Here is a 20,574-nt window from a genome sequence, read left to right as displayed (position 1 = left end):
TATAAATTATGATTAACGTAGATTTACTCAACAGGATTTTTTTAAGGAGGAAATATACGATGAGTTTCACTATTACTGCAGAATCATTAGTTAAAGATATTGTAAATGAATTACCAAAAACAAGTGATGTTTTTAAAAAGAACAGGATTGATTTTTGCTGTGGAGGTAACATTCCATTAGCAACTGCTGTCACTCAAAATAATCTTAACCTCGATACTTTATTAGAGGAATTAAAAAAAGTATTTGAAACATATGAAAACGCCGAAAAAAACGTTGAAGTTTGGACTAATTCTGATTCAACTACGATAATTAATCATGTCATCTCCAATTACCATCGTGTATCAGAAGAGGAATTAACAATGCTTAGTCCATACGTAACAAAAGTATCACGTGTTCACGGTGATAACCACCCAGAATTATTACAGGTGAATGAACTCTTTTATGAATTCAAAAAAGAATTGATGGAACATATGGCAAAAGAGGAAGCTGTTGTATTTCCTTTAATTAAGCAGCTGGCAGATGGAACTGTCGAGAACCGTGAAGAAGCTATTGCAATGATTGTTGAATTAGAAAAAGAACATGATCAAGCTGGAGAAATTTTAAGGAAAATTCGTGCTGTTACCTCTGACTTTACCCTCCCTTTAGATGCTTGTGGTACGTATCGTCTAGTTTATGCACGTTTAGAGGCCTTAGAAGGATTAACTTTTATGCATGTGCATCTTGAAAACAACATACTATTTCCAAGATATATTTAACGATAAAAACAACAGCCTGTACAATCCCAGGCTGTTTTTCATCTGTAAAAAAACTCTCTTCTGATGAAGAGAGTTTAACCGCCAATATAAGACATTTCTATTTTTTTTCGATTTTTGTACGTTTCTGCAGTTCTTTCGTCTGAATATCGATCATCTCGACCATTCCAAATCGCAGTCACTCGTGCCCGGATTTCTTCATCAGTGGCACCATTTCTCATAAAGTTTCGAATATCATGCCCATTCCCATTAAATAAACAAGTAAAAATCTGACCATTGGCTGATAAACGAGAGCGTGTACAGCTTGTGCAAAACGACTCAGATACAGATGTAATGAACCCAACATTCACATCTTTATCCTTATAACGATACAGTTTTGCTACTTCCCCATAATAGGCAGGATCGACTGGCTCGAGTTCAAATCGTTCTTTTAATAGATAATAAATCTGTTTTTTTGTAATGACATCATCCATTTTCCAGCCATTTGTAGAGCCAACGTCCATAAATTCAATATAACGCAACTCTAGTCCATTTTCTTTGCAATATTCTGCCATTGGAATGATTTCAGTATCATTTAGACCTTTTTTTACAACCATATTAATTTTGACCCCAAGTCCAGCTTGTTTGGCGGCTTCAATGCCCTCCAATACAGGTCCAGTGCCTACTCCGCGACCGTTAATCTCCCCAAAGAGTTCATCGTTCAAAGTATCAAGGCTGACATTAACGCGTTTAAGACCAGCTTCCTTTAACTCTTTTGCTAATTTCGGCAGGAGCACACCGTTAGTCGTTAATCCGATATCGTGCAAATCCTCAATAACTGAAAGTTTTTTAACAAGAATAGGCAAATCCTTACGAAGAAGAGGCTCTCCCCCAGTTAGGCGAATTTTTTCCACTCCCAAACTAACAAAAATTTTCGCAAGGCGTTCAATCTCCTCGTATGACAGCAAAGCGCTTTTTGGAAGAAATTCAAAATCAGGCCCGAATTGATCTGCTGGCATACAGTATTGGCAGCGGAAATTGCATCGGTCGATTACAGAAATCCTTAAATCATGCAAGGGTCTATTTAATTTATCTTTAATAATGGTTTTTTCCATTAATCTCAACTCCATTATTTTTAAGGAACCTATCTTAAGTGTATCAGTAATTCATAAAAAAGACTGTTACATTATTCACTATCACAATACTTATTACTATAAGTCTTATCTTAGCAGAAGTTTGCCAATCAAGAAATACTTTTAGGTCCGCACAAGTTTTCACTATATTGTCATTGTTTACTTCTATTTTATGACTTCTAATAAGATAAAATATTACTAACAAACAAATCATGAAGATTAGAAAATAAATGGTTATTAAAATGATGCGTAGAGGTGAATCCAATGACAATACCAATGAAACCAACTCATTCCATTGAAATAAAAGAATTACTTAGATTTGCAGATCGGAAATTTAAAAGTGAAAGAGGAAGCTTTTTATTTCAAGAAGGAATGGTTGCCGAAGAACTTTACATTATCATTTCTGGAAAAGTTCAAATTAGTAAAATCACATCAGATGGTCGTGAACTTTCGTTAAGAATTTGTGGAGAAAATGATATTTGCGGAGAATTAACCCTTTTTACGGATAATCCTAGGTATTTATTAAGTGCAATGGTTCTTGAAGAAGGAGAAGTGGTTGCAATAAAAAAAGATGTAATTGAAAGCGAAATATTTCAAAATAGTAAACTTGCCTTTGAATTCATGAAATGGATGAGTGATCATTTCCGTAAAACGCAAACAAAGTTTCGCGATCTTGTCCTAAATGGGAAACGCGGGGCACTATTTTCAACTCTTATCCGTATGTCAAATAGTTATGGTATTCAAAAAGATAACGGAATCCTCATTGACCTTCCGCTTACAAACCAAGAACTGGCTAATTTCTGCGGTACATCCCGTGAAAGTACCAACCGAATTTTAAGCGAATTAAAAAAAGATAAAATCATTTCTGTTAAAAAAGGGAAAATATCCATTTTGGATTTACAATACTTAAAAAATGAAATAGATTGTGAAAATTGTTCTGCAGTCTATTGCAATATTGAATAGGATGGGAAGCCATCCTATTTTTATTTTCCTTAATTAACGATTCTGACAAGGCTGTCCCACAAAAATGGGGCAGCCTTGTACTATTTTTCTAATTTTCCTGTACTTGCTTTTCTCTTAATGCTTTTGGGATATAAACACAGAATGGCTCGCTTTCCAGATAATCTCCCGTCATCGCATAGGCTCTTGACCTTGATCCTCCGCAAACATGACGGAATTCACAAACACCGCATTTTCCTTTAAAGAGGTCAGGGTTCCTTAATGATTTAAATATTGGTGATTCTCGGTAAATTTCTACTAATGGGGTTTCACGAATATTACCCGCTTTAACTGGTAGTAGTCCACTTGGATATACATCCCCAATATGGGAGATAAACACAAATCCATTTCCATCATTAACACCTTTTGGAGCTCGTCCCAATCCGTCAATGGAGCCTGTTAATCCTTTTTCTGTTAAAGCACTTAAATATTCGATTTCATCAGTTGTTTCTTTTGCTTCACGCATTTTTTTTTGAATCACAACCCGACGGTAGTGCATTGCTTCTGTCGTTTTGATATCAAAAGAAACCCGTTTACTTAAATCATATAACCATCTGAAGACTTTTTCATGTTGAACAGGAGAAATCATATCCGATTCTTGACCTCTTCCTGTTGGAACTAGGAAAAAGACACTCCATAACACGCAGCCTAAATCCTCTACCATTTTTGCCATTTCATTAAGATAGTCAATATTGTAACGGGAAATTACCGTATTTATTTGAATAGGTAACCCAACCTCATGCAAATATTTTATTTTTTCCATGGTAAGGTCGAAGGAACCAGCCGTTCCTCTAAAATGATCATGAATCTCGGCTTTGGGACCATCAATACTAAATGCCCAACGTGCTAGACCTACTTCTTTCGCCTTTTCAATAGCTTCTTTGGTTACATTCGGTGTCGCACTTGGCGTCATTGATACCCGTACACCTTTTTCGACTGCATATTTTGCAATTTCAAAAACATCTTCTCTCATCAACGGGTCCCCGCCTGTAAAAACTAGCATTGGATTGTTCATTTCATATATTTGATCAATTAAATTTTTTCCTTCTTCAAACGATAGTTCACGTGGATCTCTTCTATACTGGGCATCCGCACGGCAGTGCAGGCACTTTAATTGGCAAGCTCTAGTGAGTTCCCAAATAACGATAAATGGGTCTTTATTAAAATCTCGGCTAAAATTCATATTGAATGTGCCTCCTAATACTGGCTTTTAATCAAATAGCCTTATTAACCTGTATTATAAAGGTGTTTATGTAAGAAAAAAGTGAACTATCTCACATTCTGGCCCATAAATATGTCTGAAAAGTGAAGGATAAAAAAACAGCAGAAAAGTTCTGCTGTTTTTAGCGAATTCCTAAGGCAATTTTCGCATAGCGTGACATCATATCTTTATTCCAAGGAGGATTGAATACAATATTTACTTCGACCTCTTTGATTTCTGGAATATCAGCCAATGCTCGTTTAACTTGGTCCACAATCGTACCAGCAAGCGGGCAGCCCATTGATGTTAATGTCATCGTAATGGTTACATTCCCTTCATCATCCATTTCCGTATCATATACTAACCCTAAATTTACGATGTCTACTCCAAGTTCTGGGTCAATAACTAACTCTAACGCGCCTAATATATTTTCTTTTAACTCTTCATTCATTTTTATTCCACTCCTCAAATGTCTTGGTCCTAAATTTATTATAGCAAATAACTTTATTTTCCTTAAAATTGAGACTTCACAAAAAAAAGTATATAGTTTTTTTATACCTTTTGGTGTGAATTTTTTTACAGTTTCGTTATAAAATTGTTAACATAGTGAATATAGAAATAATAAAAGTTACAGGAAACAGCTATATTTATATTAGAGTGTATCACGAATATAATTTTTTTCCTAAAGCAACCATCATTATTCGTGATGAAATTATTATTAGAAGGAGTTCTTATGGCAAATAGACACTTAATTGCATTAGATTTAGATGGAACTTTATTGAAAGATGATAAGACGATATCTTTAAAAACAAAAGAAATTATTAAAAAGGCAAGAGAATTAGGACATATCGTCATGATTGCAACGGGCAGGCCTTTTCGTTCCTGTGAAATGTATTATCGTGAATTGAATTTAGACACACCAATTGTCAATTTCAATGGTGCGTTTATGCATTATCCCGGAAAGCCCGGCTGGGGTTATCACGAACCACTTGATATCAAGGTTGCGCACGAAATAGTTGAAGCGTGTAGAAGCTTTCATTTTCATAATATTATCGCGGAAGTAATCGATGATGTCTATTTTCACTATCATGATGAAAAGCTTTTAGACATTTTTAATTTTGGAAACCCTAACATCACGACTGGAGATTTAGCCGATTATTTAAAGGATTCACCTACAAGTTTGTTAGTTCATACAGAAGAAGATCAATTAAATATAATACGCGATCATTTATCTGCAGTCCATGCGGAAGTTATTGACCATCGCAGTTGGGCAGCACCATGGCATGTGGTTGAAATAATTAAGTCTGGCTTAAATAAGGCTGTTGGATTGAAAAAGGCTTCCGATTATTATAATATCCCTGCGGAAAGAGTGATTGCATTTGGCGACGAAGACAACGATCTAGAAATGCTTGAATATGCTGGTCATGGGATTGCCATGGGAAATGCCATTGATAAAGTAAAGAACATTGCAAATGACGTTACTTTAAGTAACGAAGAAGATGGAGTAGGACAATATTTGGCAAATTTGTTAAATATAAAATTATAACATCCATTCGCCAGTGTTTACCTAAATGAACGTCCTCATTTTTGTACATACTATATTCTGAGGCAGCAATGCTGTTTCAAAATGAGCCTTGAGCATATTGGAGGGATTCGAATGGGTAAACGAAACAAATCAAAACGCTTTGTCCAGCAAGGAGTGGATACGGTCAGTAAACATGCGGAACGTATTCCCTACCACATGACCTATGCTGAAGCGGAAGCTCAGAAAATGGCCAATGTGCAAGAATCCTCGCTTGGAGGAATATAAAATGGGAAACCAATTGTTCCAAGAAGCACGAAGATTTGTTGAAATGGCGAAATCGGCCAACCCTGCTGAACTTGATTCTGCTGTGGCGAAAGCAAAAAATGCATTAAGTTCTGCTTATGCAAATTCCACTGTAGCAGAGCAAGCACAGCTCCAACAAATGCAACAAGAGCTTGAACAACTGTCTTAACCCGAAAAGCGGAAGCGCCTTGTCGCTTCCGCTTTTTGCGTTATTCTTTGCGAAAAAATCCATAGATATTGGTGGTTTGAATTATATTCGTAAAGGCATTAGGATCCACTTCCTTAAGGATTCTTTCCAAATCAAAAAGTTCGTATCGTGTAATGACAACCATTAACATTTCTCTAGCTTCGTTTGAAAATGCTCCTTTGGCAGGAAGGATCGTGATTCCTCTTACAAGTTTTTCTTGTATGGCTTTTTTCATTACATCTGCCTTTTTGGTAATAATCATTGCAGTAAGTTTTGCATGCCTTGTATGGATGGCGTCAATCACCCTTGTCGAAGTATATAAAGTAACAAGCGTATAAAGAGCTTTTTCCCAGCCATACAAAAATCCAGCTGTTAAAATAATCACTCCATTTATGACCAACATATAAGGTCCGATCGGCTTGTCTTTCATTCTCGATAAAACCATTGCAATGATATCTACACCGCCCGTTGAAGCTCCCCATTTCAACGTAATCCCAACGCCAACGGCTTGGATGACACCACCAAAAACTGCATTTAGAAGGATATCATTTGAAACCTGTTTAATTGGGATGAGTATCAAAAATAACGAAGACAGTGCAACGCTAATGAAGCTGTAGACTGTAAAAGACTTTCCTACCTTTTTCCATCCTAAAATAGCCACAGGAATGTTTAGTAATAATAATAAAAATCCTAGAGACACATGTATTGGTGTATAGTCACTTAACACCTTTGAAAGTAATTGGGCTATTCCTGTAAATCCACTTGAGTAAATATTTGCAGGTACCAAAAATAAATTCATCGCTAAGGCACCTAACAAGGAACCCGCTGCAACCACTCCTAGCTTCTTTATCTGGAGCCAAATCATATCTATTACCCCTTTACCTGAGAGAATATGAATCCGTTGAAACGTTTTCTGTGATAGATAATTGTATTTTTATTGTGAAACCGATAAACTGAAACTATAAATAGTTTGAAAGCAGGTGAGCTATATGCAGGTACGAATACTAGCTGATAGCGCATGCGATTTACCAAAAAGTTTTTATGAAGAGCACCATGTGACTTTATTTCCTTTAAAAGTTGAGATTAATGGCAAAGAATATGAAGATGTAAAATCAATTGATCCTAACACTGTATATGAAGCAATTCGTAGTGGAATTGTTCCAAAAACATCCCAAGTCTCCCCTCTTTTGTTCGAGGAAGTATTTACCGAAATGGCAGAAAAAGGTGAAGACGGGATATACATAGCCTTTTCTTCAGAATTATCTGGTACATATTCTACTGCTGTTATGATTCTTGACCAAGTGAAGGAAAAATATCCAAATTTTAATTTAACAATTGTCGATACCAAATGTGCTTCGCTTGGAATTGGTCTAGTGGTTCGTGAAGCAGCGGTTCTTGCTGCTAAAAATATTGAAAAAGAAAAGATATTAGAAGATGTGCTAATTAGAAGTTCTCATATGGAACATCTTTTTACGGTAGAAGATTTAGATTATTTAGCGAAGGGAGGGCGTGTATCCAAAGCCTCTGCTTTTCTAGGAGGTTTATTGAATATTAAGCCTATCCTCAATGTAGAGGATGGGAGACTTGTCCCAATCGAAAAAATACGCGGTAAGAAAAAAGTGATGCGGCGCATCATCGAAATTATGAAGGACCGCGGCGCTGATATGGATAACCAAGTCATTGGAATTAGCCACGCGGATTGTGAAGAAAACGCTACAGAAATGAAAGCAATGATTGAAGAAGAATTCCGTCCGGTCGAAGTTTTTATGACTTCAATCGGTTCTGCTATCGGGTCCCATACAGGTGCTGGTACCATTTCCATTTTCTTTTTAAATGAACTGCCTTCATCAAATTAAAAAATGAGTGGGGTATAAACACCTCACTCATTTTTCATTACTCTATTTATGGTCCGTCTTCTTGGAGTATTGATTTTTTCCTGCTTGACGATTTTTTTCGCGCATCATATTCTTTTCATGGCGAAGGGCATTGTTGTCTTTCGCTTTTTTATCGTTGTCTGAAGTATGCGGCATAAACTTACCCCTTTCAAATAGATTCACATTTAGTTTCTGTCAATTTGAAAAGAGTATGTAAAAACATTAATCTTTCTTTACGTAGGTCCAGCTGCCCTCTTGGTATACTCTGCCCTCTTTCATAAGTTTACCAAGCGCACGTTTAAAGGCACCTTTACTAAGGTTGAATCGATCTTTTATATCTTCAGGCATGCTTTTATCGTTATATGGCATGGCACCATTTCTGCTCATCAAATACTCATAAATCCGTTCCGCATCAATATCTTGCGTTTCCTCTTTTCTTGCCAGCAAGGAAACATTGATTGTACCATCTTCTTTTACATCAATAATCCTACCTTCAACCTTTTCTCCAATCCGCGGTTCTTGTTGTCTTTGTGACTCATGAATGAATCCTTTAAAACCTTCTATAGTGTAAATCCAACTGCCGACTTTGGCTGTTCGGTAAATATGACCTTGCACATTTTTATTAAAATTTGCTCTTGTTGCTTTTACAGAAATAGATTCAATCACTGGGTCCGTGGCCAGTTTTGCGTATAGGAGATAATTGTTGCTTAGCTTTAAAGTAATATAGACTAAGTCTCCAGGCTGTGGCCAGACGGATTTATGTACAGGCAAATCATCAATACCTAACAAGATATCCTTGGGAAGCCCAATATTTAAAAAGACACCAATCCTTGGATTTGAGTCTGTAACCTTTACCCAAGCATAATGTCCAATCGCTACATCTGGAATATTGGTTGAAGCAGAGATTCGACCTTCTGAATCAACATAAAGAAAAACCTCAACTTGATCATTTTCTTCAAATTCTTGATGGGCTTGATTAAAATGAAGTAATACATCTTCATTACCATCTGTTAAAAAATACCCAAACGAAGCTTTCCTAGCTACAGTTAATGTGGTGGTTTGACCGATTAATTCATTTAAAGACATATATAGCTCCTCTTTTCTACTCACGGAGAATTAGTTAAGTTCATTCCGAGCACTCCATTCCATATGTACGGAACGGACGCTTCCTCTTCAAATAGTTGTTTGAACTGCTATATTTTACTATAATGTACCCATAAAGGGAAACTTTCTTCAAGCGTGATTTTAAGATATTGTTAATAAAATGGAGGTTTTGTTATGTCAAAAGATAGCTCATTTGATATTGTATCTCAAGTTGACTTATCAGAAGTATCAAATGCGATTGCCCAAACAATGAAGGAAATTGGTACACGTTATGATTTTAAAGGCAGCAAAAGTGAAGTCTCACTTGATAAAGATAAAGAAGAACTAGTGCTTGTATCCGATGATGAATATAAAATGGACCAACTAAAGGATGTTTTATTTAGCAAATTAATAAAACGTGGAGTTCCAGTAAGGAATCTGGACTACGGTAAAGTCGAAGGAGCATCCGGTGGAACCGTTCGTCAACGTGCTAAAATGGTTCAAGGGATTGATAAAGAAAATGCAAAAAAAATTAATACCATTATTAAAAATAGCGGCGTCAAAGTGAAAAGTCAGGTTCAGGATGACCAAGTGCGTGTAAGCGGTAAAAACCGGGATGATTTACAAAAAATAATCTCCCTTGTGCGTGAAGCTGACTTAACAGTGGATGTCCAATTTATAAATTATCGATGAATAAAAACGGCGGAAGGATGGTAAAATCCTTTCGCTTTTTTTATTATCATTATTTTTCATAATTTGACCCATTTATCTAAAACTAATAAGGAGTAAACACTTGGAGGTTTTAGGTAATGAGCAACAATCAAAATCAACAAAAGAAAACGTTTCCAGCACAACATCAAAATCATCAGCCCGGCATAGAAAGTGAAATGAATCCTCTGCCCATTTCGGTTGATCCTAATTATAAGCCAGGTGGAAAATTAACTGGTAAAACAGCGATTATTACTGGTGGTGACAGTGGGATTGGCAAATCAGTTGCTATTTATTTTGCCAAAGAAGGGGCAGACGTAGCGATTATTTATTTGGAAGAGCATCAAGATGCAAAAGAAACAAAGCAATTAATTGAAGCGGAAGGGCGTAGATGCCTCCTTTATTCTGGAGATATTGGCAGTGAAGATTTCTGCAAAGAGACCGTGAATAAGATTCATTCTGAATTTGGCAGGTTAGATATACTTGTCAATAATGCAGCGGAACAACACCCGCAAAAAAGTTTATTATCCATTACTTCACAACAATTGGAAAAAACATTCCGTACAAATATTTTCTCCTTTTTCTATATGACAAAAATGGCTCTCCCTTTTTTAAAACAGGGGGCATCGATTATTAATACTGCCTCCATTACGGCTTACAAGGGGCATGAACAATTATTGGACTATTCTTCAACCAAGGGAGCAATAGTTTCCTTTACCCGCTCTTTAGCACTGTCCCTTGCACCTCAAGGGATTCGGGTTAACGGTGTGGCTCCGGGTCCAATATGGACACCACTGATTCCTTCGACTTTTACAGCAGATCAAGTTGCTACATTTGGTTCAAATACGGCAATGGGTAGAGCAGGACAGCCATATGAACTAGCAGGTAGCTATGTATTTCTTGCCTCAGATGACTCCTCTTATGTTAGCGGGCAAATGATTCATGTAAATGGTGGAGAAATTATTAACGGCTAAAAAAATGTCGGGGAAAGCCCCCCGACATTTTATCTTTTATTTTTTCTTAATTTCATTAGAAATAAGAAAAACAATAGGTAAACAACAACTAACCCTGTAATTAGTGGAAAATTGATGCCGCTTTTTTCAGTTGCAACATACACTTCCGAATTATCCCGATCTAGAATAATCATATATTTATTATCATTACTTGTTACTTTATCTCCTCCCAGCAGCCCCCTCAGTTCTTGTCCATCTTTAATCTGTTCATTTGTTAATGCTACACTTTGGGACTTACTGGAATTATTGATCGCAATAATTGAGGTTTCACCTTTATACACACGTTTATAAACAACCATACCCTTATGATCATAGAGTGTCTCCATTGTTCCTCTTGTTAAGGATGGGAGTTGATTCCTCAATTCACCCACCTTGGTAATATAATCAATCAATTCCTTTTCAGCCCTGAAACTCATTTGCCCGCGGTTATCAGGAATTCCTCCACCATTTAAAGCAATTTCTGTTCCATAATAAATGATAGGAATGCCTGGGGTGGTATAAAGATACAACATTGCTGTTTTCCATCGTGATCCAGGAAATTGTTTCTTTGCCACAATATCACTTGTAAATCTTGATGTATATTCATTATCCAAAAAATTAGCCCTTAAAAAAGATTTTTGATTATTGTCGACATCCGTGTACAGACTGCTAAAGGACTGATCCGTACTTGCAAATGCCTTTCTTAACTTTTCACTATACGGATAAGTAACGACACTGTCTATCCCCGCGCCTGTATATTTTTGTACATCTAAAGGAGTATTATTTGACAGTACCCCTAATAGAAAAAAGTCCTTCTTTCCCTTCTTTACTTCAGTTGAAAAGTCGGTCCAAAAGCTGACCGGAACATAGTTAACTTCTGGTAAACTAAATCCATCAATATCTGTTTTATGAATCCACCATTTTGCTGTATCTACTAAGTATTTTTTCACTTCTGGGTTGTCCTGATTAAGATCGGGCAATCCATCAATCCAGCCTTGCTCAAGTTCCTTCTGTTTTTCCTCTCCAGATACTTTCTCTTGTTTTGCATGAAACCATTCCTGCTTGCTAGAATCACTTAGCCAAGGATGATCCGCCGCTACATTATTCGTCACAAAATCGATGATTACCTTCATTTTTCGTTTGTGGGCTTCTTTTACTAACGTTTGAAACGATTTCATCGTGCCAAAATGCTCATCAACTTTATAAAAATCCTTTACCCAAAATCCATGGTACCCATTTTTTGTATTGTCAAAAATTGGACTTAATCGAATCGCAGTAAACCCCATATCATGTATGTAATCTAACTTATCAATAATTCCCTGGATATCTCCGCCATTATATACCAAAGGATCTTTTGTATTTACATCAATATCATTATTCCGATCTCCATTGTTGAAACGATCAACCATAATGGAATAAACCGATTCATCCTGCCATAACCGTTCTTTCTTTTCAACAGCCGCATGTGCAGAAAGCGATGAATTAAGTAATAACAAGATTAAAATAAGTGTAATTTTTTTCATAATAGTTATATCCTCCTCTAAAAAAGGGAAGAGGATATCCTCTTCCCTACACTATTTTAATCTAATCCAATTTTTATTCCAAATTTAAATTCTTTGTTTTATTAAAAAATCAAACCTAATTCACTATGTTAATATTATAATCCTTGAACCATGTGTGCAGTTGCACAAGGTACGCCAATAATTGAGGACCTGTCATCAATTGGCCAAACCAAGGTTCTTGAAATGAATTCCCACCAGACTTCACAATATTTTCAAGTTGCTCTTTATTAAAGAATTCATGTAATGCAGAGGATTTATCCTTTAAAATATTCTCCACCTGTTTTTGGACAGCAGTGGTATAAGCAGGATTGTGTGTCTTCGGATACGGGCTTTTTTTCCGATACAATACTTCCTCTGGTAAAATACCTTCAAATGCTTTTCGGAGAATTCCTTTTTCTCTCCCACGATACATTTTAATTTCCCACGGGATATTCCACACATATTCAACCAGGCGGTGATCAGCAAATGGAACCCTGACTTCGAGACTTGCACCCATGCTCATCCGGTCTTTCCGATCAAGCAATGTAGTCATAAAGCTAATCATATTAATATAAAATAATTCTCTACGTTTTGTTTCTTCCACGCTTTCACCATCTAATCTTGGCGTTTCAGCGGTAGCCTGATAATACTTTTCCATTACGTAATCATTCAATTTAAGTTTATCCTGCCAATGTGATTTCAACAAATTTTGTCGTTCTGCTAATGACCGCATCCACGGAAACCCTGGCCGGTCTAAATCTTGTTTTCGATGGAACCAAGGGTACCCGCCGAAAATTTCATCTGCACATTCCCCGGATAGGCTAACAACAAAATCCTGTTTGATTTCCTTACAAAACCAAAGTAATGAGGAGTCAACATCTGCCATCCCTGGAAGGTCTCTTACATGGGTCGCTTCCACCAAATCATTCACCAATTGCTCCTGAGTAATTATTTTATTATGGTGAATGGTCTTAAATTTATCCGTAATCATTTGAATAAATTTTCCATCAGCATCTGGTTGGAATTCTGTTGAGGAAAAATATTTGTCATTACCTTCATAATCAATGGAGTAGGTGTGGAGCTGCCCTTTGTTTTGGTCCTGAAAACCCTTTGCAGCAATCGCCGTGATGATGCTTGAATCTAAACCGCCAGACAAAAAGGTACTTAATGGAACATCCGAAACAAGCTGCCTCGTTACAGCATCTGTTACTAAATAGCGGACCTTTTCAGCGGTCTCCTCCACGCTGTCCTTATGTTCTTCACTTTTTACATTCCAATAACGCCAAATTTTTAGACCATTCTTTGAAAATGTTAGAGCATGTGCCGGTCTAAGTTCATTTATTCCTTTAAAGACCCCGGAACCTGGTGATCTAGAAGGCCCAATTCCAAAGATTTCAGCAAGACCTTCTTGATTGATTTCAGTTTTGACTTCTGGATGGGCTAAAATAGCCTTGGTTTCAGAAGCGAATAAAAGACCTTTCTCATGTTCCCTGAAGAATAATGGTTTTACTCCTAAGCGATCTCGGCCTATAAAGAGGTGCTCCCTTTTGCTATCCCAGACAGCAAATGCATAAATTCCGTTCAAATAATTTACACACTCTTCCGCCCATTCTATATAGGCAGATAATAGAACTTCTGTATCAGAATGACCTTTAAATGAATATCCTTTAGTATGGAGAACTTTGCGGATATCTTCTGTATTATACAATTCCCCATTATAGCAAATGGTGTAATTATATCCGTCTTTTTGTTTGGACATTGGCTGTCTTCCCCCTTCAGGGTCAACAACAATCAGTCTTTTATGACCAAAAGCAACATTTGCATCAGACCAGATGTTTGTTTCATCAGGGCCTCTTTTTGCCAGAGTATTTGTCATTTTGGTCAGTGTTTCTACTTCGTTTTTGAGTGACCTATCAAAATTAATCCAGCCTGTAATGCCACACATTTCCTTTCACACTCCTCATTAACAGAACTACTGTACATGAATCATGTTTTATAGTATTCAGCCCATAGGAAATGGTTAATTGTCCAAAAAGAAAAGCGGAAGGCTGCATAAGGAAGTCAGATTTTAAGATAATTTATTTTTCAGTTATAAAATCCCATGAAGATGTCTAAAAAGAATATGATATCATCTGGCACGGAGGTTAATAATGAATCGACAACAACGAATGAGACTATACGATTTTCAAGAAAGAGCCTACACTGAAGGAACTGTTGAACAAATTAATGAACAATGGATCTTCTTTGATGAGGAAACGGAAGAAGCTGAAATGTTAGATGATTACCTTCAGCAAGAAATTGAAGTCTTCCGAATGAACCGTTGGAAGAGAGGTAAATTGTATGAAACAGGAAAAATCAGAATTGGAAACGAAGCAACCATGCTTCGTAATCATGATTTAGTCAGGATTAGGAAACATTTAGTCTATTCACTTGAAAGGCTTTTAGATGGGATAAATGATGATGCCTTTTTTCAATTTGTTACCACTTTAAACTCCTTAAACTTTTCTATTTACGATTGCATCTATTGTTATAATCATTTATCATTCTTATCGGATGAAAATCGCAAGGATGGGGTAAATTTTTTAGTCTTCGATAATCAAGAACAAATTTGCAATGTCCAACACCATTTTTGTTATTACGAAAAAGTGAATGATCGGTTTGAATTTACATTAAATACGGGAAAACGATTAGTGATAGAGAAAATGATTTCATAGAAAAAAAGGCATGGGCATCCACGCCTTTTTCATTTGAATTCATTTAGTTCCCGATATATTTGGAATAAAGCAATTTTGCTTTGACCACATCATTAGTTCCATGAATCAATACACGTGCATCCTTAAACACAACAATTGAAATATCTACATCTGGAGAAAAGCGGAGCAAATAGTCATTTCCCGATACATTGCCACTTTTCTTAAGATTCGCGGCTAACTTTCGTATATCCAATTCGGGTTTATTTCGTGGATTAATTTGAACGGTATTACGCCCGCAAAGTGTTGTAAAAGCTATCTGCTGCTCTGAGGATCGATCGAGAAAATCAAATTGATGGTTCACACATGTTGGACAATGAGGATTTCTCCCCTCGGAAATATCCATTTGCATGGTGGAATAATCCCAAATATCAATTTGTTCTAAATTAGGTGTAGTCTTTTCCCCAATTAATATTTTGATTGCCTCAAGGGCTTGAAATGAACCAATAATATCTGTTAACGGTGACAATACACCAACGGTATCGCAAGTTTCCCCTGTCCCAGTTGGAACATTTGGAAAGAGACAGCGATAACAAGGTGTTTTTCCTGGTATTATGGAAGTAAACATCCCTCTAGAGCTAACAGCAGCCCCATGAACCCAGGGAACTCGATACTTAACAGCTACATCATTGATTAAGAAGCGTGTCATAAAATTATCGGTGCCATCTACGATGCAATCCATTCCTGTTAATAATTCTTCTGCATTATCCAGGTTTATATCAGTGATATGTGCATCAATGGTAACAGATGAATTTATTTTTTTTAACCTTTTTTGTGCAGCGATGACTTTTGGAAGCTGTAAGCTTGCATCCTCCTCATCAAAGAGCGTCTGACGCTGCAGATTTGAAAATTCAACCAAATCCCGATCAATTAAACGGATATAGCCCAGCCCTGAACGGACAAGATGGTTCGCAATCACCGTGCCAAGTGCTCCTACTCCCACAATGGCCACTTTACTATTCAATAATTTTATTTGACCTGTCTCCCCAATGCGTTGAAAAAGAATCTGTCTCGAATAGCGTTCTAAATCACTCATATTACACCTCTTTTCCAAACTACTATTATCTTACCAAATTATTAATTATTGTTGTTGTTTACAAATTATTTAATTTTAAAAATAATTAAAAAGATATATAATAAAAAATAGGTTTAAGTATAATTTTGGAAGGAATCTCTTATACCATTTTCTAATATTATAAGAGATTCATATCTAATCCTTAAAATTAGAATTGGAGGGGAAAAACTTTGAATTTAGGCGGTTTTAATAACAAAGAAGTATTGGTCGATTTAACAAATGGGGTAGTTAATTACCGAGAAATAAATGAAGCGGATGCAAAAAAGTACATAGGCGGCCGCGGCCTTGGGGTTAAGTATGTGTTAGATAACGGCCCTGAAGTCGAGCCCTTATCTGCAGAAAACATCCTATGTATCATGACAGGTCCTGTCACAGGTTCACGTTCTTCCATGAGCGGACGCCTTTGTGTTGTTACAAAATCACCTTTAACTGGCACAGTTACAGATTCTCACATTGGTGGATGGACAGCAGCACGTCTAAAGTGGGCTGGTGTGGATAATATTATTTTTTCAGGAAAAAGCGACAAGCCTGTATACCTATTAATTGAAGATGGCAAAGCAGAGCTTCGCGATGCATCTAACTTATGGGGAACTAGTACTAGAGCTTTTATCCAAGCGATGAAAGATGAACATGGAGAAACAGATCTAAGTGTAATGACTATTGGTCAAGCGGGTGAAAACACTGTACGCTTTGCCGCATTTATTAATGAGCATGACCGGGCAGCAGGCCGCGGTGGTACTGCTGCAGTTGCAGGCTTTAAAAAGTTAAAAGCGATTGTCATTAAAGCTCCTCAAAAAGGCAATATGCCGCAGCCAAAATTGGATACTGATTACAAAGATGCTAATAAAAAAGCCGTCAAAGCAATCCTTGATGGGGGCTTAACTGCACCTAATAAAGGTGGATTATCCGTATATGGAACAAATGTATTAACTAACTTAATCAATGAAGTGGGAGCGCTTCCAACTAAGAATTCCCAACTAACACACTGGGATGAAGCAGAGAAACATAGCGGTGAATATTATAACACGAATTTACGTGTAGCCAATAATACATGCCATGCCTGCCCTGTTGGCTGTAAAATCGAAGTAGAAGTAAAAGATGGCAAATACAAAACTCGTGTAGAAAGTATTGAATTTGAATCTGCCTGGTCACTTGGTTCAAACTGTTTACTAAGTGATGCAGAAGCGATTTCATATATGATCGACCGTTGTAATGAATATGGTCTAGATACAATTGAACTGGGCCACTGCTTCTCTGTTACAATGGAAGCTTATGAAAAAGGAATCATTTCAGAGGAATTAATCTGGGGTGATGCCGATTCTATGATTGATTTAACCAAGAAGATTGCACATCGTGAAGGCTTCGGGGGGATTCTTGCGGAAGGACCAGCACGTGCAGCAGCAGCTTGGGGAACACCTGAACTGTCCATGTCTGTTAAAGGTCAGTCTATCCCTGCATATGACCCACGTGGAATTCAAGGTATTGGACTTGGTTATGCAACAAGTAACCGCGGTGCCTGCCATCTGCGCGGATACACAGTTGCCAGTGAAATAGCCGGTATCCCTGAACCAACTGACCGCTTAAAGCCAGAAGGCAAAGGCGAATTATTAAAGGTATTCCAAGACATGCTAGCATTCTCCGATTCTATGAATATTTGTAAGTTCTCCTCCTTCTCTGAAAACGCAGAGCATTATGCTGAGCAATATAGTGCAATGACAGGAAATCAGCTTACTGCTGAGGATGTGATGAAGGCTGGGGAGAGAATCTATAATCTTGAACGTTATTACAATAACCTAGCTGGTTTTAATAAACGCGAGGACGACTTCCTGCCAAAACGTTTTACGGAAGAACCAGCATCTGGAAACAGTGCAGGTCATGTTAGCCGAATGGATATCATGCTTGAAGAATATTACCAAGTTCGCGGCTGGAAAGACGGCCTCGTCACAGATGAGAAACTTCGTGAATTGGGTATTATCGATCCTGAAGTAAAGCAAACAGTCTAAGAAAAATATCAAAAAAGCTTCTGCCCATAAAGGTGCTGAAGCTTTTTTGATAGAGGTTAACCCCCTATTCTAGTTGTTTTATAGCGGTAATTTTTGATTAATTCATCAAGAGTTTGAGCTTCATTTGCACAAAAACGAACTTTGACTTTATTAACTTTAAAACTTGAAGTAAATGAAATTTCCTCTTCCGAAAGTATATATCCGCTCCAGTTTTCCGTTTCATAAATGTAAGGGAACTTGTCAGTCACTGGTTTGGCACCTAATTCTTCAAAATACATACCTAGATGTTCAATCCCTATCCCACGAAATTCTAATTCTCGTATTTCCATATTACCCACCTGCTACTGGCGGAAATAGAGCAAATTGATCCTTCTCGTTTACTTTCGTTTCTAGGTCATCGAGATGGATAATATTTCTCCCATTTACGTAGACATGAACAAATGGTAGAAGTTCCTTTTCTGCTGTAAAGATTTCATCTCTTAAAGGCGGAAACATCTCAATCATTTTATCCAGTACATCTATTACTCTTTCACCATCTGGCTGAACGTCAACCGTTACCCCACCACAAATTTGCCGGAGATTAGCAAACACTTTTACGAGCATATGGATCCCTCTCCTCTCTACTAATTTCAATATTAAAACCAAACTAAGCAGTTGTCACGTTGTTTATCATTTTTGCAAATATAAAAGACTGCCGAATTGTTCGACAGCCTTTACAAGAAACATTAAAATTATGGGTTTAAAAATGACATTGGCAATCTTCCACCTAGATATAAAACAAGAACCCATGCAACGACAAACTGAATCCAAAATACAGAAGTTCTTCTGTTATTAGCCACTCGGCTAAGGATCATTTCAAATAATCCGATTACCCACAGTCCGACAACCGCTTTTAAAACATACCATACATCAATTTTGTAAACCGAAAATAGAAGTCCTACACCTGTTGCAATAATAAGCAAATATAATACTCGTAAAATCATTTTAACAATTTTTGCACCTTTTTCTTTTCCACCCTTATGTAAAAAAAGTGCCACAACAAATAAGATTAATGCTAAAAGCCAAGCCGTGATATGTCCGTGAATCAATATAGTTCCTCCTTAAGTATGAAATTTCATATATATCGAAATTTATCATACCATAAACCTTTAATAAAAACGAAAAAAAGGAAGTAAAATATAGCAACAAACAGAAGAATGCTATAAATTATTTTTCAAGTATAGCTTTATTCTTGAATAGTATTTTTCAGCGTCCCAATTTTTTCAATTGTTACTTCCTTTTAATCACAAAGAGACAAATCCCTCGAACAAATTTAGTGAACAAAAAAAGCCGAACCCTAAGAAAAGGAAATTCAGCCCCTACTATACAAAATTAATGCCTTTTATTACCTTACTTTATTTAAACAATGACGCCGGAATATGAATCCCAGATGCCTCTAGGCGATCATAGAATTTGGGGCGGACACCGGTAGATATAAGTTGTCCAATAATTTTCCCCTCAGAATTAAGTCCTTTTTGTTTAAATGAAAAGATATCTTGCAGAACGATATTTTCTCCTTCCATTCCTTGAACTTCAGTAATATTGATAATTTTCCTTGTTCCATCCATTAAACGAGTTTGCTGTATAATTACATCGATTGCGCCGGCAATTTGCTCTCGTATGGTTTTAATCGAATTATTCACTCCGGCTAAAAGGACCATTGTTTCCAGGCGGCTAATCATATCCCTTGGACTATATGAGTGCCCTGCAGCAAGTGAACCATCATGGCCAGAATTCATTGCCTGAAGCATATCAAACGCTTCTCCACCACGGACTTCTCCGATAATAACCCGGTCAGGTCTCATACGTAACGATTTCTTGAAAAGATCCCGAATTGAAATGGCCCTTTTACCTTTTATTTCGGAAGGTCGCAGCTCTAATGATATTACATGCTCGTGTCCCAATTGAATTTCAGCTGCATCTTCAACCGTTACGATTTTTTCTTCATCTGGAATAAAATTGGAAAGGGCATTCAAAGTGGTTGTTTTACCAGACCCCGGGCCACCGCTAACAAACATATTCAACCGGGCTTTCACGCATGCATCTAGAAAAAATGCCATTTCCTCGGTCACTGTCCCAAAGTTGATTAAATCTTCAATTTGGTAGGGATACTTTGAAAATTTCCTGATAGTAATGGATGGTCCATTTAATGCAAGGGGAGGAATGATGGCATTCACTCGTAAGCCATCAGGCAGCCTAGCATCTACCATTGGCGAACTTTCATCGATTCTCCATCCAAGTGGGGCAAGAATTCTGTCGATCATAGTCATGACATGTTCATTGTCACGGAATTGTACTGATGTTAATACTAATTTCCCTTTTCGTTCACAGTACACCTGGTTAGGTCCATTTACCATAACCTCTGAAACATCTTCATCTAAAATAAGTGGATTTATGGGTCCAAAACAGGTTAAGTAATCGATTAGTTTT

General features: G+C 37.0%; 23 protein-coding genes. 10 read left to right on the top strand and 13 right to left on the bottom strand.

Annotation, left to right across the window (positions count from 1 at the left end):
• The first annotated feature begins 59 nt into the window (after positions 1–59).
• The gene (ric, locus tag FS608_RS18120; RefSeq protein ID WP_144553609.1) at positions 60–755 is read left to right on the top strand and encodes an iron-sulfur cluster repair di-iron protein; all 696 of its coding nucleotides are present in this window, start codon (positions 60–62) and stop codon (positions 753–755) included.
• A 74-nt stretch (positions 756–829) separates the two neighbouring features.
• Here ric and moaA read toward each other — a convergent pair whose 3' ends face one another.
• Positions 830–1,846 (bottom strand): GTP 3',8-cyclase MoaA, encoded by a 1,017-nt coding sequence (gene moaA, locus FS608_RS18115; protein WP_144553607.1) that lies wholly within the window; start codon positions 1,844–1,846, stop codon positions 830–832.
• 282 nt (positions 1,847–2,128) lie between these two features.
• Between moaA and FS608_RS18110 the strand changes: the two genes are divergently transcribed.
• Positions 2,129–2,827 (top strand): Crp/Fnr family transcriptional regulator, encoded by a 699-nt coding sequence (locus FS608_RS18110; RefSeq protein ID WP_144553605.1) that lies wholly within the window; start codon positions 2,129–2,131, stop codon positions 2,825–2,827.
• Between the two features lie 88 nt (positions 2,828–2,915).
• Here the strand turns inward: FS608_RS18110 and FS608_RS18105 are convergent, their stop codons facing one another.
• Positions 2,916–4,046 carry a TIGR04053 family radical SAM/SPASM domain-containing protein gene (locus tag FS608_RS18105; RefSeq protein WP_144553603.1) on the bottom strand — a complete coding sequence of 377 codons (1,131 nt, stop codon included), beginning with the start codon at positions 4,044–4,046 and terminating at the stop codon, positions 2,916–2,918.
• 160 nt (positions 4,047–4,206) lie between these two features.
• A complete protein-coding gene (locus tag FS608_RS18100; protein WP_144553601.1) occupies positions 4,207–4,515 on the bottom strand; it encodes a metal-sulfur cluster assembly factor in 309 nt (102 codons plus the stop codon).
• Between the two features lie 282 nt (positions 4,516–4,797).
• Between FS608_RS18100 and FS608_RS18095 the strand changes: the two genes are divergently transcribed.
• The 3 genes from FS608_RS18095 to FS608_RS18090 all read left to right on the top strand — a co-directional run bounded on the left by FS608_RS18095 (position 4,798) and on the right by FS608_RS18090 (position 6,061).
• Positions 4,798–5,610 carry a Cof-type HAD-IIB family hydrolase gene (locus FS608_RS18095; protein WP_144553599.1) on the top strand — a complete coding sequence of 271 codons (813 nt, stop codon included), beginning with the start codon at positions 4,798–4,800 and terminating at the stop codon, positions 5,608–5,610.
• A 111-nt stretch (positions 5,611–5,721) separates the two neighbouring features.
• Complete coding sequence (locus FS608_RS30410) at positions 5,722–5,874, top strand: hypothetical protein (RefSeq protein WP_166258563.1); 153 nt, start codon at positions 5,722–5,724, stop codon at positions 5,872–5,874.
• Between the two features lies 1 nt (position 5,875).
• Complete coding sequence (locus FS608_RS18090; RefSeq protein WP_144553597.1) at positions 5,876–6,061, top strand: DUF3813 domain-containing protein; 186 nt, start codon at positions 5,876–5,878, stop codon at positions 6,059–6,061.
• A 40-nt stretch (positions 6,062–6,101) separates the two neighbouring features.
• Here the strand turns inward: FS608_RS18090 and FS608_RS18085 are convergent, their stop codons facing one another.
• Positions 6,102–6,944: a YitT family protein gene (locus FS608_RS18085; RefSeq protein ID WP_144553595.1), complete on the bottom strand. Its 843-nt coding sequence runs from the start codon at positions 6,942–6,944 to the stop codon at positions 6,102–6,104.
• A 124-nt stretch (positions 6,945–7,068) separates the two neighbouring features.
• Between FS608_RS18085 and FS608_RS18080 the strand changes: the two genes are divergently transcribed.
• Positions 7,069–7,935, top strand: coding sequence for a DegV family protein (locus FS608_RS18080; protein ID WP_144553593.1), 867 nt, complete (start codon positions 7,069–7,071; stop codon positions 7,933–7,935).
• Between the two features lie 42 nt (positions 7,936–7,977).
• Here the strand turns inward: FS608_RS18080 and FS608_RS18075 are convergent, their stop codons facing one another.
• Positions 7,978–8,109: a DUF3941 domain-containing protein gene (locus tag FS608_RS18075; protein ID WP_081825501.1), complete on the bottom strand. Its 132-nt coding sequence runs from the start codon at positions 8,107–8,109 to the stop codon at positions 7,978–7,980.
• A 66-nt stretch (positions 8,110–8,175) separates the two neighbouring features.
• A complete protein-coding gene (locus FS608_RS18070) occupies positions 8,176–9,039 on the bottom strand; it encodes a CvfB family protein (RefSeq protein ID WP_144553590.1) in 864 nt (287 codons plus the stop codon).
• Positions 9,040–9,231: 192 nt separating this feature from the next.
• On the opposite strand from FS608_RS18070, the gene FS608_RS18065 reads away from it, so the two are divergent.
• Together FS608_RS18065 and FS608_RS18060 are read left to right on the top strand one after the other, a co-directional pair.
• On the top strand, positions 9,232–9,729 hold the full coding sequence (locus FS608_RS18065) for a YajQ family cyclic di-GMP-binding protein (RefSeq protein WP_144553588.1): 498 nt from the start codon (positions 9,232–9,234) through the stop codon (positions 9,727–9,729).
• 116 nt (positions 9,730–9,845) lie between these two features.
• Positions 9,846–10,718 carry an SDR family oxidoreductase gene (locus FS608_RS18060; protein WP_144553586.1) on the top strand — a complete coding sequence of 291 codons (873 nt, stop codon included), beginning with the start codon at positions 9,846–9,848 and terminating at the stop codon, positions 10,716–10,718.
• Positions 10,719–10,747: 29 nt separating this feature from the next.
• Here FS608_RS18060 and FS608_RS18055 read toward each other — a convergent pair whose 3' ends face one another.
• Together FS608_RS18055 and asnB are read right to left on the bottom strand one after the other, a co-directional pair.
• Positions 10,748–12,259 (bottom strand): alpha-amylase family glycosyl hydrolase, encoded by a 1,512-nt coding sequence (locus FS608_RS18055; protein WP_144553584.1) that lies wholly within the window; start codon positions 12,257–12,259, stop codon positions 10,748–10,750.
• A 115-nt stretch (positions 12,260–12,374) separates the two neighbouring features.
• Positions 12,375–14,222: an asparagine synthase (glutamine-hydrolyzing) gene (gene asnB, locus FS608_RS18050; protein ID WP_144553582.1), complete on the bottom strand. Its 1,848-nt coding sequence runs from the start codon at positions 14,220–14,222 to the stop codon at positions 12,375–12,377.
• A gap of 205 nt (positions 14,223–14,427) precedes the next feature.
• On the opposite strand from asnB, the gene FS608_RS18045 reads away from it, so the two are divergent.
• On the top strand, positions 14,428–14,991 hold the full coding sequence (locus tag FS608_RS18045) for a DUF2777 domain-containing protein (protein ID WP_144553579.1): 564 nt from the start codon (positions 14,428–14,430) through the stop codon (positions 14,989–14,991).
• Between the two features lie 43 nt (positions 14,992–15,034).
• Here FS608_RS18045 and FS608_RS18040 read toward each other — a convergent pair whose 3' ends face one another.
• Positions 15,035–16,063, bottom strand: a complete 1,029-nt coding sequence (locus tag FS608_RS18040; protein ID WP_144553577.1) for a ThiF family adenylyltransferase — start codon at positions 16,061–16,063, stop codon at positions 15,035–15,037.
• Between the two features lie 209 nt (positions 16,064–16,272).
• Here FS608_RS18040 and FS608_RS18035 point away from each other — a divergent pair, with 209 nt between their 5' ends.
• Positions 16,273–18,105: an aldehyde ferredoxin oxidoreductase family protein gene (locus FS608_RS18035; protein WP_144553575.1), complete on the top strand. Its 1,833-nt coding sequence runs from the start codon at positions 16,273–16,275 to the stop codon at positions 18,103–18,105.
• Positions 18,106–18,161: 56 nt separating this feature from the next.
• Here the strand turns inward: FS608_RS18035 and FS608_RS18030 are convergent, their stop codons facing one another.
• The 4 genes from FS608_RS18030 to FS608_RS18015 form a co-directional block, all read right to left on the bottom strand.
• Positions 18,162–18,434, bottom strand: coding sequence for a MoaD-like domain-containing protein (locus FS608_RS18030; protein WP_144553573.1), 273 nt, complete (start codon positions 18,432–18,434; stop codon positions 18,162–18,164).
• A 1-nt stretch (position 18,435) separates the two neighbouring features.
• On the bottom strand, positions 18,436–18,708 hold the full coding sequence (locus FS608_RS18025) for a ubiquitin-like small modifier protein 1 (protein WP_144553571.1): 273 nt from the start codon (positions 18,706–18,708) through the stop codon (positions 18,436–18,438).
• A 128-nt stretch (positions 18,709–18,836) separates the two neighbouring features.
• A complete protein-coding gene (locus tag FS608_RS18020) occupies positions 18,837–19,193 on the bottom strand; it encodes a YisL family protein (RefSeq protein WP_144553569.1) in 357 nt (118 codons plus the stop codon).
• Between the two features lie 306 nt (positions 19,194–19,499).
• Positions 19,500–20,540, bottom strand: coding sequence for a TadA family conjugal transfer-associated ATPase (locus FS608_RS18015; protein WP_483861891.1), 1,041 nt, complete (start codon positions 20,538–20,540; stop codon positions 19,500–19,502).
• Positions 20,541–20,574: the final 34 nt, after the last annotated feature.

It is taken from the genome of Bacillus sp. X1(2014) (assembly GCF_007678255.1).
This window is presented reverse-complemented; position numbering and strand designations above follow the sequence as displayed.

Excerpts from the sequence above, each read along its gene's own strand:
- ric (WP_144553609.1), top strand. The coding sequence starts at position 60 with ATGAGTTTCACTATTACTGCAGAATCATTAGTTAAAGATATTGTAAAT.
- moaA (WP_144553607.1), bottom strand. The coding sequence starts at position 1,846 with ATGGAAAAAACCATTATTAAAGATAAATTAAATAGACCCTTGCATGAT.
- FS608_RS18110 (WP_144553605.1), top strand. The coding sequence starts at position 2,129 with ATGACAATACCAATGAAACCAACTCATTCCATTGAAATAAAAGAATTA.
- FS608_RS18105 (WP_144553603.1), bottom strand. The coding sequence starts at position 4,046 with ATGAATTTTAGCCGAGATTTTAATAAAGACCCATTTATCGTTATTTGG.
- FS608_RS18100 (WP_144553601.1), bottom strand. The coding sequence starts at position 4,515 with ATGAATGAAGAGTTAAAAGAAAATATATTAGGCGCGTTAGAGTTAGTT.
- FS608_RS18095 (WP_144553599.1), top strand. The coding sequence starts at position 4,798 with ATGGCAAATAGACACTTAATTGCATTAGATTTAGATGGAACTTTATTG.
- FS608_RS30410 (WP_166258563.1), top strand. The coding sequence starts at position 5,722 with ATGGGTAAACGAAACAAATCAAAACGCTTTGTCCAGCAAGGAGTGGAT.
- FS608_RS18090 (WP_144553597.1), top strand. The coding sequence starts at position 5,876 with ATGGGAAACCAATTGTTCCAAGAAGCACGAAGATTTGTTGAAATGGCG.
- FS608_RS18085 (WP_144553595.1), bottom strand. The coding sequence starts at position 6,944 with ATGATTTGGCTCCAGATAAAGAAGCTAGGAGTGGTTGCAGCGGGTTCC.
- FS608_RS18080 (WP_144553593.1), top strand. The coding sequence starts at position 7,069 with ATGCAGGTACGAATACTAGCTGATAGCGCATGCGATTTACCAAAAAGT.
- FS608_RS18075 (WP_081825501.1), bottom strand. The coding sequence starts at position 8,109 with ATGCCGCATACTTCAGACAACGATAAAAAAGCGAAAGACAACAATGCC.
- FS608_RS18070 (WP_144553590.1), bottom strand. The coding sequence starts at position 9,039 with ATGTCTTTAAATGAATTAATCGGTCAAACCACCACATTAACTGTAGCT.
- FS608_RS18065 (WP_144553588.1), top strand. The coding sequence starts at position 9,232 with ATGTCAAAAGATAGCTCATTTGATATTGTATCTCAAGTTGACTTATCA.
- FS608_RS18060 (WP_144553586.1), top strand. The coding sequence starts at position 9,846 with ATGAGCAACAATCAAAATCAACAAAAGAAAACGTTTCCAGCACAACAT.
- FS608_RS18055 (WP_144553584.1), bottom strand. The coding sequence starts at position 12,259 with ATGAAAAAAATTACACTTATTTTAATCTTGTTATTACTTAATTCATCG.
- asnB (WP_144553582.1), bottom strand. The coding sequence starts at position 14,222 with ATGTGTGGCATTACAGGCTGGATTAATTTTGATAGGTCACTCAAAAAC.
- FS608_RS18045 (WP_144553579.1), top strand. The coding sequence starts at position 14,428 with ATGAATCGACAACAACGAATGAGACTATACGATTTTCAAGAAAGAGCC.
- FS608_RS18040 (WP_144553577.1), bottom strand. The coding sequence starts at position 16,063 with ATGAGTGATTTAGAACGCTATTCGAGACAGATTCTTTTTCAACGCATT.
- FS608_RS18030 (WP_144553573.1), bottom strand. The coding sequence starts at position 18,434 with ATGGAAATACGAGAATTAGAATTTCGTGGGATAGGGATTGAACATCTA.
- FS608_RS18025 (WP_144553571.1), bottom strand. The coding sequence starts at position 18,708 with ATGCTCGTAAAAGTGTTTGCTAATCTCCGGCAAATTTGTGGTGGGGTA.